Consider the following 14,283-nt stretch of genomic DNA (forward strand, 5'->3'; position numbering starts at 1 on the left):
CGTTTTCTTCTGTTGGACAGCTTAATCGGTCCAGGGCAGGCTTGGCCCGTCATCCCCGCACCCCGACTGGAGGAACCTGATGGCGACCCGCGCTGACGAACCCGCCCCGGACCGCTACGAACGGATGCCCTACCGGCGCTGCGGCCGCAGCGGACTGCGACTGCCCGCGGTGTCGCTGGGCCTGTGGCACAACTTCGGCGACGACCGGCCGTTCGAGGTGGGCAGCCGGATCGTGCGCCGCGCGTTCGACCTCGGCGTCACGCACTTCGACCTGGCCAACAACTACGGCACGCCCTACGGTTCGGCGGAGCGCAACTTCGGCCGCATGCTCGCGGGCGACCTGCGCGGACACCGCGACGAGCTGGTCATCTCGACCAAGGCGGGCAACGACATGTGGCCCGGGCCCTACGGCGTCGGCGGGTCGCGCAAGTACCTCACCGCATCGCTGGACCAGTCGTTGCGCCGCCTGGGGGTGGACTACGTCGACATCTTCTACTCGCACCGCTTCGACCCCGACACCCCGGTGGAGGAGACGATGGGCGCGCTGGCATCCGCGGTGCGCCAGGGCAAGGCGCTCTACGTCGGCATCTCCTCGTACTCGCCCGAGCAGACCCGCGAAGCCGAGGCCCTGCTGCGCGCCGAAGGCGTGCCGCTGCTGATCCACCAGCCCTCGTACTCGATGTTCGACCGCTGGATCGAACCGGAGCTGCTCGACGTCGTGGGCGACGCGGGTGTCGGCTGCATCGCCTTCTCACCGCTCGCGCAGGGTCTGCTGACCGACCGCTACCTCGACGGCGTGCCGGCGGACTCGCGGGCCAGGAGAGCCACCTCGCTGTCTTCGGACCTGCTCTCCGACGAGGTGCTCGCGCGGGTGCGCGCGCTCGACGGCATCGCCGGACGCCGCGGCCAGTCGCTGGCCGCGCTCGCGCTGACCTGGGCGCTGCGCGATCCCCGGATGACGTCGGTGCTGGTCGGCGCCAGCTCGGTCGAGCAGCTGGAGAGCAACCTCGCCGCGGTCGACGCGGCTCCGCTGACCGCCGACGAGCTCGAAGAGATCGACCGGTACGCCGCCGTCGCCGGAACGGACCTCCGCCGGACCCTCCAGGGGGTGCCCGCCGGGGCCTGAGCCGGGTTCAGACCGCCGGGTGGGTTTCCGGGTGTGCGCGCCACCAGCGGTGGAACACCGGGTTGTCGCCGACGTGGGCCAGGTAGGCGTGGGCGAGCTCGCGGTAGAGGGTGCCGGCCTGCTCGCGGGTCAGGTGGTCCTGCCGCCAGGCCACCACGAGCCTGGCCACCAGCGGCTCGCCGTCGAGCGGGAGCACGACCGCACCTTCGGGCGCCGGCCACGACGGGTCGACCAGCCGGATCGCGTGGCCGCCCGCGACCAGTTCCCGCGCGCCGCCGCTGGGCGCCTCGAACCGCACCCTCGGCTCGAACCCGGCGGCGAGGCAGGCCGCGCGCAGCGATGCCAGCGAGCCGTCGTCGGAGCCCGGCGGCCCGACCCACGACTCGTCGCGCAGGTCGGCCAGCCGGACGCGATTTTCCCGTGCCAGCCGGTGTTTCGCCGACAGCGCGACGAAGATCGGGTAGCGGGGGACCAGCGCGCGCCCGGTCACCGGTCGTTCAAGGGGCACGTCATGGCCTTCCATGTGGGCCACCAGCGCGGCGTCGTAGCGCCCGCTCGCCAGGGCGTCGCCCAGCACCGCCGCCGACGACTCGATGTGCAGCGTGACACCGTGGCCGGGCAGCGCGACCGGGGCGCGCTCGGCGATGCTGGGCACGCACGCCAGGTGCGCGCATCCCAGCCGCATCGGACGCGACGGCGGCGGTGCGCCCGGCAGGTCGCCGAACAGCGAGTCCACTTCCGAGAGCACGATCCTGGCCCGGTCGATGACGCGGCGCCCGAAGGGCGTCGGCGAAACTCCGGTGCGGCTGCGGAGGAACAGCGCGTCGCCCAGGGCCTTCTCGATGCCGCTGAGGTGGGTGCTCAGCGCGGGCTGGCTGAGCCCGACCCTGGCCGCCGCCCGCGTGATGCTGCCGGTCTCCGCGATGGCGCAGATCATGCGGAGCTCACGGATGTCGAGTGCCATAGCAGAACTCTATGGCTCCGCCTATGACTCCGGGCGATCTTCCGCTGCCAGACTTCCCGCGGCGCAGGCACTTTTCCGGCCTCCGGCCGCGGATCGCGCGGCGAACCCGGGACGTGCGAGCGCCGGTTGGAGGCCCGCGCCGGGCCGTCGCCATCCTGGGAGGTACACCGTGCTGTTGAAACGCTTGCGCGCCAGGTACGACAGGCACCTGTCGCCGGTGCGGGTCGCTGGCCGCGTCTGCTCGTCCTCGCCGTGTCAGCGCTCGTCACGGCCACCGCCGCGCCGGCTTCAGTGACCGCCGCACCGCAAGCGGCGATCGACCCCGGCCCCGCCGTCGCGCGGACGGCGCCGAACCGGACCTGGCTGCCGCCCGAGGAACGACCGCCGCGTTCGGCCGACACCGCCGCGCTGCGACGTGAACACGACGACCCGGTGCAGAGCCCGCCGCGACCGTCGACGCACGCAGCCGACGAGCCGATGGCCTGCGATCCGGCGAACTTCACCGGCAACACCGGCGCCGAGCTCGTGCGCCAGATCCGGGCCGTCCCGACCGAATGCATCAACACGCTGTTCCGGTTGACGGGCAGCGATGCCCACGGCGCCTTCCGCGAGGAGCAGATGGTGACCGTCGCCAACGCCTACCGCGACAACGCCCTCGGCTACCCCGGGGACAACAGCACCGCCACCGCGCAACTCGTGCTGTACCTGCGCGCGGGCTACTACGCGCAGTGGAACCGGCCCGACGTGGTGGGGGAGTACGGGCCGGCGCTCAAGAGCGCGATCCAGGGCGCCTTGGACGCGTTCTTCGCCAATCCCCGCTCCGGCACCGTCAGCGACGCCAACGGCGAGGTGCTGGCCGAGTCGGTGACGCTCATCGACAGCTCGCAGGAGAACGCCCGCTATCTGGCCGTCGTCCAGCGGTTGCTTTCCGACTACAACAGTTCCTACGACCAGTACTGGTGGATGGTCAACGCGGTCAACAACGTCTACACGGTGCTGTTCCGCGGGCACCAGCTCCCCGAGTTCGTCGACGCGGTGCAGGCCGATCCCGCCGTGCTGGCGGTCCTGCGCGGTTTCGCGCTGGAGCACCTCGACCTGCTCGGCACCGAGCGCGCGTACCTGACCTCCAACGCCGGCCGCGAGCTGGCGCGCTTCCTACAGCACGAAGCGATGCGACCGACCGTGCGGCCGATGGTCCGGGAGCTGCTGGGCCGCAGTGAGATGACCGGGCCGACCGCGGCGCTGTGGGTCGGGGTGGCCGAGATGACCGACGCCCACGACCGGGAGAACTGCGCCGAGTACGGGACCTGCGACCTGCAACGGCGGCTGGCCGATGCCGTGCTGACCGTCCGGCACACCTGCTCCCCGAGCATCGCGGTCCGGGCGCAGCAGATGACCGCCGGGGAACTGGAAGCGACCTGCACCAGCCTGATCGGTCAGGACGCCTTCTTCCACGACAAGGTCCAGGACGGCGGCAGGCCAGTCGCCGACGACAACAACACCACGGTCGAGGTCGTCGCCTTCGACTCCAGCGCCGACTACCAGACCTACGCGGGCGCCGTCTTCGGCATCGACACCAACAACGGTGGCATGTACCTGGAAGGCGACCCGGCCGCGCCCGGCAACCAGCCGAGGTTCATCGCCTACGAGGCCGAATGGCAGCGCCCGCAGTTCGCGATCTGGAACCTCAACCACGAGTACACCCACTACCTCGACGGCCGCTTCGACATGTACGGCGACTTCGCCGAGTCCACGAGCACGCCGACCGTGTGGTGGCTGGAGGGGATCGGCGAGTACATCTCCTACTCCTACCGCGATCTGCCCTACCAGGAGGCGATCGAGGAGGCGGGCAGGCACACCTACCCGCTCAGCGAGCTGTGGAACACCACCTACGACGCCGACACCGCGCGCGTCTACCGCTGGGGCTACCTGGCCGTCCGGTACATGGCCGAGCGGCATCCGGCGGAGCTGGCATCGGTCCTCGGCCACCACCGCACGGGTGACTGGCAGGCCGCGCGGGACCTGCTGACCCGCACCATCGGGACGAGCTTCGACCAGGACTGGCACACCTGGCTGGACCAGTGCGCCGCGGGAGCCTGCGCCCGGCCCTGACGACACCGCCCTGCCGGTCGGCCGCGGAGCCGACCGGCAGGGCTACGCGCTCAGCGGAACGAACCGGCGTTCTCCTCGGCCCACCGGGCGAAGGTCCGCGCCGGACGCCCGGTGACCCGCTCGACCGTCGGCACGACGGTGTAGGCCGCGGGCGGCGGATCGGCGTGCCAGGCGATGACGAAGTCGACCACCTCCTCGGCGGCGCCCGTCGCGAGCAACCGCTCGCGGGCCCGCTCCCGGCTCAGCTCCTCGTAGCCGAACGGCCTGCCCAGCGCGGAGGACAGGACGCGGACCCGGTCCGGCACGGTCAGCGCCTCCGGACCGGTCAGCACGTACTCCTGACCGGCGTGCCCGTCCTCGGTAAGCGCCCTCGCCGCCACGGCGCCGACATCGCCCTCGTGCACCAGCGCGTTCCGCACCTGCGCGAACGGCTCCCGGACCACGCCTTGCGAACGCACCGACTCCGCCCAGCCCAGCGCGTTGGACATGAACTCGACCGGTTGCAGCGAGGTCCACCCCAGCCCGCTCGCGGCCACGGCTTCCTCCACGGGGCCGCGCCGGCCGCTCCACAGCATCGTCACGCGGCGGACTCCCGCCTGCTCGGCCAGCCGTGCGAGCTCCGGTCCGCTGCGCAGCGCGGTGCCGTCCGCGCCGTCGAAGGTGATCAGGTGCATCGCGGTAACACCGGCCAGTGCGGGCGCGAGCGTCGCGGGCTCGGACAGGTCGCCCGCCACCACCTCCACCTCTCCGGGCAGCTTCGCGGCGGCCGGGTTGCGGGACAGGGCGCGCACCTGATGTCCGCCGCGGCTCAGTTCGTCCACCACGTGGCGACCGACGTTGCCGGTGGCTCCGGTGACCAGGATCGTCATGCCTTTCCTCCCGTTGCAGGGGTTCCGGGCGCGACGCTATTTCTTCGAGTCAGGTGGAGGTCAAACATTTGCCGGCGCCACCATTGCAAATCGTGTGGTGCACCCGGAGGCAGGCGTTTGCTCACTCCGGGCTTTCGAAGGAGCCGTGACGCCCGGCGCCCTCGGCGAAGCGGGCCGCTCCGTCGAGGCCGTCGCCCGACAGCGACGCCATGCCCCGGGCGAACTCGTCGGCCATCGCGGCCCGCTCGTCGAGACCTTCCTGCTCCAGCAGGGACATCCGGTCGTTGCGCATGCAGGGCTGGGGGAATCCCGCGATCTGCCGGGCGAGGCGCTGCGCCTCCGGCAACGCCTGCCCGGCCGCGACCACGCGGTTCGCGAGCCCGATCCGCAGCGCCTCGGCCGCGTCGACCGGCCGTCCGGTGAGCACCAGGTCCATCGCGGTGCCCGCCCCGACCAGCCGGGGCAGCCGGACGGTGCCGCCGTCGACGAGCGGCACGCCCCAGCGGCGGCAGAACACGCCGAAGACCGCGGTCTCGTCGGCCACCCGCAGGTCCGCCCACAGCGCCAGCTCCAGCCCGCCCGCCACGGCGTGCCCGGCGACGGCGGCGATCACCGGTTTCGACAGCCGCATCCGGGACACGCCCATCGGCCCGTCACCGTCCGGGGCGAGCCGGTTGCCCCGCCCGGCGCTGATCGCCTTCAGGTCCGCACCCGAGCAGAAGGTCCCGCCCTCGCCGTGCAGCACGGCCACCGAAGCCTCTTCGTCGGCGTCGAAGGCCCGGAAAGCGGCCGCGAGCGCCTCGGCCGCGTCCCGGTCGACGGCGTTGCGGACCTCGGGACGGTTCAGGCTGATCGTTGTCACCGCGCTCTCGCGGTGGACCAGCACGGGCTCCTCGGAGGCCATGGCGGTCCCTTCGTCCGATGTGGATGGTCGTCAGATTTCTCCTGCGGTGGCGGGGCGAGCACGGCGCAGGATGGCGGCGGTGTCGACCCCGCGCGGCAGCGTGCCGAACGCGACCCCCCAGTCCCCGTCGAGCCTGGAGGCGCAGAAGGCGTCGGCGACCGCCGGGTTGCCATGCCGGTGCAGCAGCGAGCCCTGCAGCACCACGGCCATCAGCTCCACGACCCGGCGGGCCCGGTACTGCGCGTCCTCGAGGTCACCGAGTTCCTTGCGCACCGACGCGATCGCGCGGTCCAGCCGCCCGTCGGCACCCGCCGCCTGCTCGACCTCGGTGAAGTAGGCCTGCACCGACTCAGGCTGCTTGGCCATGGCCCGCAGCGCGTCCAGCGCGGCCACGTTGCCCGAGCCCTCCCAGATCGAGGCCAGCGGCGACTCCCGGTACAGCCTCGGCATGCCGGACTCCTCGACGTAGCCGTTGCCACCCAGGCACTCCAGCGCCTCCGCCGCGTGGGCGGGCGCGCGCTTGCACACCCAGTACTTGGTGACCGCCAGACCGATCCGGCGGAAGCTCTCCTCGCCGTCGTCACCGGCCGCGGCGCGATCGACCGCGCCCGCCAGCCGCATCCCCGCCACGGTCGCGGCCTCGGCCTCCACCGCCAGGTCGGCCAGCACGTTGGTCATCAGCGGCTGGTCGACCAGCCGGTCCCCGAACGCCCGGCGGTGGGTGGCGTGGTGCACCGCCTGGACCACGCCCTGGCGCATGCCGGCGGCCGAGGCCACGGCGCAGTCGAGCCTGGTCAGGTTGACCATCCGGATGATGGTCGCCACGCCGCGGCCTTCCTCGCCGACCAGCCATCCGCGCGCATCCTCGTACTCGATCTCGGAGGAGGCGTTGGAGCGGTTGCCGAGCTTGTCCTTCAGCCGCTGCAACCGGATCGCGTTGCGCGTGCCGTCGGGCAGCACCCTGGGCAGCAGGAAGCACGACAGACCGCCCGGGGCCTGGGCCAGGGTCAGGAAGACGTCCGACATCGGCGCCGAGGTGAACCACTTGTGCCCGGTCAGCGTGTAGGTGCCGTCACCGGCCGGAACGGCGCGGGTCGTGTTGACGCGGACGTCGGAGCCGCCCTGCTTCTCGGTCATGGACATGCCCGCGATCAATCCGCGCTTGCCGGCCGGCTCGCGCAGGCCGAAGTCGTAGACGGGAGCGGCGAGCAACGGTTCGTACAGTTCGGCGAGCTCGGGTGCGGCGCGCAGGGCGGGGACGGCCGCGTAGGTCATCGAGATCGGGCACAGGTGCCCGGGATCGGTCTGCCCCCACACGTACATCTTCGCGGCCCTGGCCACGTGGGCGCCGGGACGCTCCTGCCGCCACGGTGCGGCGTGCAGGCCGTTGGTCACCGCGACGTCCATCAGGTCGTGCCAGTGCGGGTGGAAGTCGACCTCGTCGACGCGGTGGCCGTAGCGGTCGTGGGTGCGCAGCACCGGCGGATACTGCTCGGCCAGTCGAGCCCATTCCTGAACCCGGGCGCTGCCGGCGAGCGTGCCGAGAGCGTGCAGCTCCTCCTCGGCCCAGGCCGCGCCTTCCCGGCGCAGGCCCTCCAGCAGCGCCGGATCGCCGGCGACATCGTGGTCCACCAGCGGTGGGACCTGGTTGGTGACCTCATGCGTGACGGGCATCGGCGACTCCTAGCGCTCGCAGGGTGAAGGTGACCAGGGCGGGGATCGTGTCCGGGCCGGAGGCACCCTCGGCCAGCGGGCCCACCAGGGCCTCCGCCCCGGCGCCCACCAGGGCCGCCGCCGTGACCTGGGGGTCCTGCGCGGGCAGGACGCCGCGGTCGACGCCCTCGGCGATGTGCTCGGCGAAGACGTCGCGGAACGCCCGGCGGAACACCAGCCGCTCGGCGTCGACGGCCGGGTCCACCGGCTCGGCCAGCAGCGCGTAGGCCAGCCGGGGAGCTTTGAGCGCCCGAGCGGCGAAGGTCTCGATCACCGCGACGATGCGCTGGACCAGGTCACCGGGCCGCCGGGACGCCTCGGCCACCGCCGCGACCTCGCGCGAGACCACGGTGCGGAACAGCTCGGCGGCCAGCTCGGCCTTGCTGGGGAAGTGGCGGTACACGCTGCCGGTGGCGATCCCCGCCTCCGCCGCCACCGCGGCCATCGAGCACCCGGCGTAGCCCCGCTCGGCGAGCAGGCCGACCGCGGCATCGAGGACGACCTGGCGCTGGGCGTCCATGCGGGCCTGCACGGCCGGGGTGCGTCGATAGGGCACGCGAAGGAGTGAACCACCGATTCATCACTTCACGCAATGGTCCGCCGACCCTGGGTGCCGTGGGTCTTTTCGGCCTTGGCGAACGATCCGCGCGAGGCGTTTCCCTCGGAGGGGATTACGCGCCGCTCATCAGCACCACCCGCGTCGGTCGGGCTCTTCCGGCCCGGCGGCGGATACCCACGAAGCCGTTGACGTCCAGCGGCTCCGCAAGGGCTACGGCACCCTCGGCGAGCAGATCGGCTGCGAAACCGAACGCATGGGCGCCAGCGCCCCAGGCCGTTGCTCGCTGCCGAGGACGGCGATGGCCGCTACTCTGCCGTGATGACCAGCCCGCCGAGCCCGCACGCCTCCGACGACGCGGTGGCGAACGAGGTCGTGGCGGTCGCCGACGACTGGGCGGTCGCGATCGTGTCCAACGACGCCGCCCGCATCGGCGCCTTCATGGCCGAGGACTGGGTGGTCGTGTCGGAATCCGGCGTGTCGTCGAAGGCCGACTTCCTCGCGCTGGTCGACTCCGGCGACCTGAGGCACTCCGCGATGAGCAGGGTCGGCGCGGCGAGCGTCCGCGTCCACGGCGCCACGGCGGTGTACGCGGCGAGGGTGACAAGCACCGCCCACTACCGGGGCCGGCGCTTCGACGCCGACGAGTGGACCACCGACGTCTTCGTCCGGCACGAGGGCCGCTGGCTGTGCGTGCACAGCCACATCACACCCGCTGCGCAGGACGGATGAACGCCCGCTAGCGCGGCTCCACTGAGGACGTTCGACTCCGCGGTCCTCCCGTCGCGGCGGGCGAAGGTCCGTCGGGCGGACGCGCGGCGCGTCGGTCCCGTTCCCGGTTTTCCCGACTCCACCGGCGGATTCTCACGTGGACGTCACGAAGGTCAAGATCTGTCTTCGATCAGGGTGAGTGCTGGTCCTGGTCGCCGCGCGCGTGCTTTGATCGCGCGAGGGAGCCCGAGCCGTGTTGGGAGACTCGCGGTGGAGCGGAGAAGGGGGATCCGATGCGCGCGAATCCGGGTGCGGCGCCGGCGCGGTGGATCACGCGCTACCTGTTCGGGACCGTGGCGCGGGGCAGCGCGGCGCTGGCCGCCGACCTCGCTGTGGTGGCGGTGTTCTCGGCGACCCACGTGCTCGCCGTCGTTCTGGAACCGAGCGAGTCGGGCGAGTCGCAGTGGTGGCCGCTGCTGGTGAGCATCCCGGCCACCGCCGTGCTGCTCGGATGGCGGCGCATGCCGTGGCCGGCGTTGCTGGTCACCCTGAGCGCCACCGTGGCGCTCACCGCGGCGCACGCCTCGATCGGCGCGCTGAACCTGGTGATCCTCGTCGAGATGTACGCGGTCTGCCTGCGCACCTCGCTCGCGGGCGTGGTGCTGGCCGCGCTGGTCGCGATGGTCTACCCGGTGGTCGACGCGCTGGAGCTGCCGTTGGGCGAGGGATTCCTGCGGGTCTTCGGCGGGGCCGTCAACCTGGTGATGGTCATCGGCTGGGGCCGGGCGATGCGGGTGGCGCTGCGGCGCGAGCGCCAGCTCGAGCACACCGTGGTGCTGCTCGACGAGGCCCGCGACCAGATCGCCGCCGACGCGGCGGTGGTCGAGCGCGCCCGCATCGCGCGCGAGTTCCACGACGTGGTCTCCCACAACCTCTCGGTGGTCGCGCTGCGCGCCGGGGTGGCCCGCGCCGTAATGGAACGCGACCCCGACCACGCCCGCGGCACGCTGCGGGAGCTGGAGGAGACCTCGCGTTCGGCGCTGGACGAGATGCGCAACGTGCTCACCGCCTTCCGCGAAGGAGCGGTGGCGCCACCGCACGCCGGGCCGGCGCCGGGTGAGCTGGAGGAGGCCGAGCGCCAGCCCGCGCCGAGCCTGGACCGCGTCGACCTGCTGATCGACCGGGTGCGCAGCGCCGGGGTCTCCTGGCGGCTGGAGCGCCGCGGCTCCGTGCGGGAGCTCGGGCCGGGCGTGGAGATGAACGCCTACCGGGTGGTGCAGGAGGGGATCACCAACGTGCTCAAGCACGCACCCGGCGGTAACGCCCGGGTGCTGCTGGAGTACGGCAACTCCTCCCTGCGGATCGAGGTGACCAACCGCGACGCCAACGCCGCCGCGCCGCGTCCGCCCGGCGTCGACGCCCCGGCGCGGGCGGGCAACGGCCTGATCGGCCTGCGCGAGCGGGTCGCGCTGCTGGGCGGGTCGCTGACGGCCCACCCGGTTCCCGGCGGGTTCCACCTGGCCGCCGTGCTGCCGGTGAGCGAGACGCAGGCCGGCGAGGCGCAGGTGGGCGAGGCGCCGGACGCGCGGTGACGGCGTGCGCCCATCAGCGCGGCGGGCCGTCGTGCGCCGCGCCACCGTCGTCTCCGGCCAGCGACCACGCCCGGTCGGCCGCACGGCGGGCGACCGCCACCAGGTGCCGCCAGTCGTCGGCGTCGATGCCCGGCGCCGGGCCCAGCAGCCGGAGCGCTTCCGGCATGCGCCCGCCGGGCTCGCGCGGGTGCGCGGCGATCGATGCGAGCGGCGCACCGGCGGTGAACAGCGAACCCGCCTCCATTTCCACGACTGGCAGCCCGTCGCTCACGGCGGGGGCCGGTGGCTCGCCGCTGCGCTCGGCGCGCAGTTCGGCGAGGAGGTGGTCGCGGTCGCGGCCGCGCAACCGGGTGAGCAGGAAGGGATCGTCGTCCAGCGCCGTCGCCAGGACGTAGTGCACCGCGGTGGCGTGGGCGCACGGGTGCGCCCTGCCCGAGCATCCGCACGTCGAGCCGAGCTCGTCCCGGCGCGGGAACAGCGGCACGCCGGCCTCGCCCAGCGTGTCGTCGACGTCCTCGGGCAACCGCCCTTCGAGCAGCGCGACGGCGTGCCGGAGCCGCCCCGCCAGTGCGGTGACCGCGGCGGCCCACTCGTCGTCGCCGAACACCGGCAGGTGCAGGCCGACGTCGTAGGTGCGGGAGCCGTCGCGCACGCGCGCGGTGACCGCACCCGCTACGACGGCCATGTCCTCGACGGCGCCCTTGCGGGCCAGCGAGCGTCCCTGCGGGAGCCGCGGGTTGGGGTAGGTGGCGCCCAGCGACTCCAGCGCGCGCCGCCAGCGCCGTCCCCACCAGGTCGCGCCGAACTCCGGCATCACGCCTCCTCCTCGCCCAGCGCCACGAGTGCGCGCAGCGCGTCGTCGCTCAGCTCGGTCAGCCAGGTCTCGCCGCTGCCGACCACGGCGTCGGCCAGACCGCGCTTGCAGTCGAGCAGGTCGGCGATCCGCTCCTCCAGCGTGCCGTGCGTGACCAGCTTGTGGACGTGCACGCCGCGGGTCTGCCCGATGCGGTGCGCGCGGTCGGTCGCCTGGTCCTCCACCGCCGGGTTCCACCAGCGGTCGTAGTGCACGACGTGCGTGGCGCGGGTCAGGTTCAGGCCGGTGCCGCCGGCCTTCAGGCTGACCACCAGCACCGGTGCGGCGTCGTCGGAGTGCTGGAACTCCTCGACCATCCGGCTGCGCCGCGCCGCGCTGACCCCGCCGTGCAGGAACGGCACCGCGGGCAGCTCCAGCTCGGCGGCGAGGTGGCCGGCGAGCAGTTCACCCATCACGCGGTACTGGGTGAACACCAGCGCCCGGTCCCCGGCCGCCACCACCTCCGACAGCATCTCCGCGGTGCGCTCGAGCTTGCCCGAGCGGCCGTGCAGCGGCCCGGGCTGGCGCAGGAAGTGCGCCGGGTGGTTGCAGATCTGCTTGAGGGCGGTGAGGAGCTTGAGGATCCGCCCACGGCGGGCGATGCCCTCGCCCATGCCCTGCTCGTCGAGCATGCCGCGCACGGTCGCCCGGTACAGCTCGGCCTGCTCGTCGGTGAGCGCGCAGCTGACGACCGACTCCACCTTGGCGGGCAGGTCGGTGGCGACCTCGCTCTTCAGGCGCCGCAACAGGAACGGCGCGACCACCGAGCGCAGGCGCCGGGTGGCATCCGGGTCGCGCCACCGCTCGATCGCCACCGCGAAGCGGTCCCTGAACCGCGGGAACCGGCCCAGCAGGCCGGGGTTGGCGAAGTGCATGATGGACCACAGCTCGGCCAGCCGGTTCTCCACCGGCGTGCCGGTCAGCGCAACCCGCGCCGCCGCGCGCAGCCGGGCCGCGGCCTGCGCGGTCTGCCCGGTGTGGTTCTTGATCTGCTGCGCCTCGTCCAGGACCACGACGTCCCAGTCCACTTCGGACAGAAGTGGGGAGTCCAGCCGCAGCAGGGTGTAGGTGGTCACCACGACCGCGCCGGGTGGGAACGCCTCCGCCGTGGCGGCGCGGCCGGTGCCGTGGTGGCGGACTACCCGCAGCCCCGGGGCGAAGCGCCGGATCTCGCGCTCCCAGTTGTCGACCACCGAGGTCGGGCACACCACGAGGTGCGGGCGGTGTCCCGGCCGGTCCGCCAGCAGCGCGATGGTCTGCAGGGTCTTGCCCAGGCCCATGTCGTCGGCCAGCACCGCGCCCAGGCCGAGCTCGGCCATCATCTGCAGCCAGGCCGCGCCGCGTTCCTGGTAGCGGCGCAGCGTCGCGTCGATCCCGGCGAGCCGGGGCTGCCGGTGGCCGTCGGCGCCGAGCCGGTCGACCAGCGCTCGCAGGCGCCCCGCGGACCGCACGTCGACCTCGCCCAGTTCCGCGGTGGTGCGGCTGCCCTCCAGCGCCGCGGCCAGGGCCTCGGTGCTCGACAGCGTGACCGCGGTGTCCATGAGCGCGGCGATCCGCGCGGCTCGCCGCGCGTCGACGCGCACCCACCGGCCGCGCCATCGGACCAGCGGGCGGCCCGGCGCGACGAGCTCCGAAACCTCGTCGCGGGTCAGGACGGTGTCGCCGACGACGGCCTCCCAGCGGAAGGTCGCTGCCTCGCGGCCGTCGACGGCCGCGCTGCCGGGAGCGTCCTCCGCCGTCGCGCGAAGCCGAGCCCGCAGGGGCTCGACAGCTCCGGCTCCGAGGTCGTCGGGGACCTCCACCGAGATCCCCGCCGCGGTCAGCGCGGGCTCGCCGTCGGCGAGGAAGGCCGCCGCCTGCTCGACGTCGAGCCGGATCCCGGTCGGGCGCGGCTCGGACAGCGCGCGGTCGATCGGCGGGAACAGCCGCGCGGCCTCCGCCAGCCCCCGCACCAGCGAGTCCTGCGGTTCACCGATCGAGCAGCCGGGGAGTTCGAGGGTCGCGTTGCCCGCCGACCAGGCCCGTTCGGCCGGCACCGACGTGGCGGGGCCGGCCGCGGCCCGCAGGTGGAACTCCAGCTCCCACGGTGCCTCTCCGGTCCGGGGTGCGCGAAGGCGCAGGCAGAGCCGGCCGCCGAGACGTCCGGCGGCGCCGGTGCGCGGCAGCAGAGGCCGCGCCCACGCGTCCAGCTCGTCTCGCAGCCGCTCGTCCGGCGCATCGAGAGCCGGTGAGGTGCCGCTCAGGGCGGCGATCCACCGCTGTTCCCACGAGACCGGCTCGTCGACGACCGCCGATCCCCGCGCGCACGTGTCCGCCACCGCATCGCAGAAGGCGCCGAGAGCCTCCGCCGCGGTCCACACGTGCGCGTCGTCGCGACGCAGGGCGTGCGCCGCCGCGGGCATGGCCCGGGCCAGCGCCGCGAGCCTGCCGTCATGCGCGCTCACCAGCCGCCACCGCGCGACCGCGCCCTCTTCGCCGACCCGCGCGGTGGGCACGACCATGCCCGCGGTCACGAGTTCCAGGGCCAGCTTGGCCGCGGTGCTCCAGGCGAACACGGAGTCGCCCGGCCGCCGCCCGCGCGGCAGGAGGGAGCAGGCGGGCATGGCGGCCAACGCGGGTAGCACCGCGTCGAGGGCGATCGCCACGGCAGGCACGTCGGCCGGGACGACCGGCGACGCATCAGCGGTCGGCAGGACCGTGCGCAGCGTCGTCGGCCGCCCGGAGCGCAGACCGAGCGCCGCCGCGGCCGCCGCCGGATCTCCGGTGCCCCAGAACGCGAGGCCGACGGCTGAGGAATCGGGGCAACCGGGGACGAAGGTGGCCTGGAGCATGCCGGGCAACGCTGGGCGGTCCGGTCCTGATCCGTCGAGGAGCAGGGCAGTC

The 14,283-nt window shown here is 73.5% G+C and carries 11 protein-coding genes; 4 read left to right on the forward strand and 7 right to left on the reverse strand.

The features are described 5' to 3' along the window. Nucleotides 1-79: 79 nt before the first annotated feature. Nucleotides 80-1,126 carry an L-glyceraldehyde 3-phosphate reductase gene (gene mgrA, locus SACE_RS14940; RefSeq protein ID WP_009945347.1) on the forward strand — a complete coding sequence of 349 codons (1,047 nt, stop codon included), beginning with the start codon at nt 80-82 and terminating at the stop codon, nt 1,124-1,126. Between the two features lie 7 nt (nt 1,127-1,133). Here mgrA and SACE_RS14945 read toward each other — a convergent pair whose 3' ends face one another. Then, nucleotides 1,134-2,090 (reverse strand): LysR family transcriptional regulator, encoded by a 957-nt coding sequence (locus SACE_RS14945; protein ID WP_009945345.1) that lies wholly within the window; start codon nt 2,088-2,090, stop codon nt 1,134-1,136. A gap of 252 nt (nt 2,091-2,342) precedes the next feature. On the opposite strand from SACE_RS14945, the gene SACE_RS14950 reads away from it, so the two are divergent. Next, the gene (locus tag SACE_RS14950; RefSeq protein ID WP_021341568.1) at nt 2,343-4,202 is read left to right on the forward strand and encodes a collagenase; all 1,860 of its coding nucleotides are present in this window, start codon (nt 2,343-2,345) and stop codon (nt 4,200-4,202) included. Between the two features lie 50 nt (nt 4,203-4,252). Here the strand turns inward: SACE_RS14950 and SACE_RS14955 are convergent, their stop codons facing one another. From SACE_RS14955 to SACE_RS14970, 4 genes are all read right to left on the reverse strand, one after another. Continuing rightward, nucleotides 4,253-5,071, reverse strand: a complete 819-nt coding sequence (locus SACE_RS14955; RefSeq protein ID WP_009945343.1) for an NmrA family NAD(P)-binding protein — start codon at nt 5,069-5,071, stop codon at nt 4,253-4,255. Between the two features lie 121 nt (nt 5,072-5,192). Next, nucleotides 5,193-5,975, reverse strand: coding sequence for a crotonase/enoyl-CoA hydratase family protein (locus SACE_RS14960; RefSeq protein ID WP_009945342.1), 783 nt, complete (start codon nt 5,973-5,975; stop codon nt 5,193-5,195). Nucleotides 5,976-6,005: 30 nt separating this feature from the next. After that, nucleotides 6,006-7,649: an acyl-CoA dehydrogenase family protein gene (locus tag SACE_RS14965; RefSeq protein WP_009945341.1), complete on the reverse strand. Its 1,644-nt coding sequence runs from the start codon at nt 7,647-7,649 to the stop codon at nt 6,006-6,008. After that, on the reverse strand, nt 7,633-8,244 hold the full coding sequence (locus tag SACE_RS14970) for a TetR/AcrR family transcriptional regulator (RefSeq protein WP_009945340.1): 612 nt from the start codon (nt 8,242-8,244) through the stop codon (nt 7,633-7,635). The genes SACE_RS14965 and SACE_RS14970 overlap by 17 nt, the downstream gene beginning before the upstream one ends. A 321-nt stretch (nt 8,245-8,565) precedes the next feature. On the opposite strand from SACE_RS14970, the gene SACE_RS14975 reads away from it, so the two are divergent. After that, a complete protein-coding gene (locus tag SACE_RS14975; protein ID WP_021341570.1) occupies nt 8,566-8,976 on the forward strand; it encodes a nuclear transport factor 2 family protein in 411 nt (136 codons plus the stop codon). A gap of 272 nt (nt 8,977-9,248) precedes the next feature. Continuing rightward, nucleotides 9,249-10,547, forward strand: coding sequence for a sensor histidine kinase (locus SACE_RS14980; protein ID WP_009945338.1), 1,299 nt, complete (start codon nt 9,249-9,251; stop codon nt 10,545-10,547). 13 nt (nt 10,548-10,560) lie between these two features. Here SACE_RS14980 and SACE_RS14985 read toward each other — a convergent pair whose 3' ends face one another. Further along, nucleotides 10,561-11,361, reverse strand: coding sequence for an SWIM zinc finger family protein (locus SACE_RS14985; protein WP_009945337.1), 801 nt, complete (start codon nt 11,359-11,361; stop codon nt 10,561-10,563). Beyond that, nucleotides 11,361-14,231: a DEAD/DEAH box helicase gene (locus tag SACE_RS14990; protein WP_011873930.1), complete on the reverse strand. Its 2,871-nt coding sequence runs from the start codon at nt 14,229-14,231 to the stop codon at nt 11,361-11,363. Before SACE_RS14990 ends, SACE_RS14985 begins: the two co-directional genes overlap by 1 nt. Nucleotides 14,232-14,283: the final 52 nt, after the last annotated feature.

This window comes from Saccharopolyspora erythraea NRRL 2338 (assembly GCF_000062885.1).
Lineage (GTDB): Bacteria > Actinomycetota > Actinomycetes > Mycobacteriales > Pseudonocardiaceae > Saccharopolyspora_D > Saccharopolyspora_D erythraea.

Bases quoted from the DNA above. Each gene is read 5' to 3' on its own strand.
- mgrA (WP_009945347.1), top strand. From the start codon at position 80: ATGGCGACCCGCGCTGACGAACCCGCCCCGGACCGCTACGAACGGATG.
- SACE_RS14945 (WP_009945345.1), bottom strand. From the start codon at position 2,090: ATGGCACTCGACATCCGTGAGCTCCGCATGATCTGCGCCATCGCGGAG.
- SACE_RS14955 (WP_009945343.1), bottom strand. From the start codon at position 5,071: ATGACGATCCTGGTCACCGGAGCCACCGGCAACGTCGGTCGCCACGTG.
- SACE_RS14960 (WP_009945342.1), bottom strand. From the start codon at position 5,975: ATGGCCTCCGAGGAGCCCGTGCTGGTCCACCGCGAGAGCGCGGTGACA.
- SACE_RS14965 (WP_009945341.1), bottom strand. From the start codon at position 7,649: ATGCCCGTCACGCATGAGGTCACCAACCAGGTCCCACCGCTGGTGGAC.
- SACE_RS14975 (WP_021341570.1), top strand. From the start codon at position 8,566: ATGACCAGCCCGCCGAGCCCGCACGCCTCCGACGACGCGGTGGCGAAC.
- SACE_RS14980 (WP_009945338.1), top strand. From the start codon at position 9,249: ATGCGCGCGAATCCGGGTGCGGCGCCGGCGCGGTGGATCACGCGCTAC.
- SACE_RS14985 (WP_009945337.1), bottom strand. From the start codon at position 11,361: ATGCCGGAGTTCGGCGCGACCTGGTGGGGACGGCGCTGGCGGCGCGCG.
- SACE_RS14990 (WP_011873930.1), bottom strand. From the start codon at position 14,231: ATGCTCCAGGCCACCTTCGTCCCCGGTTGCCCCGATTCCTCAGCCGTC.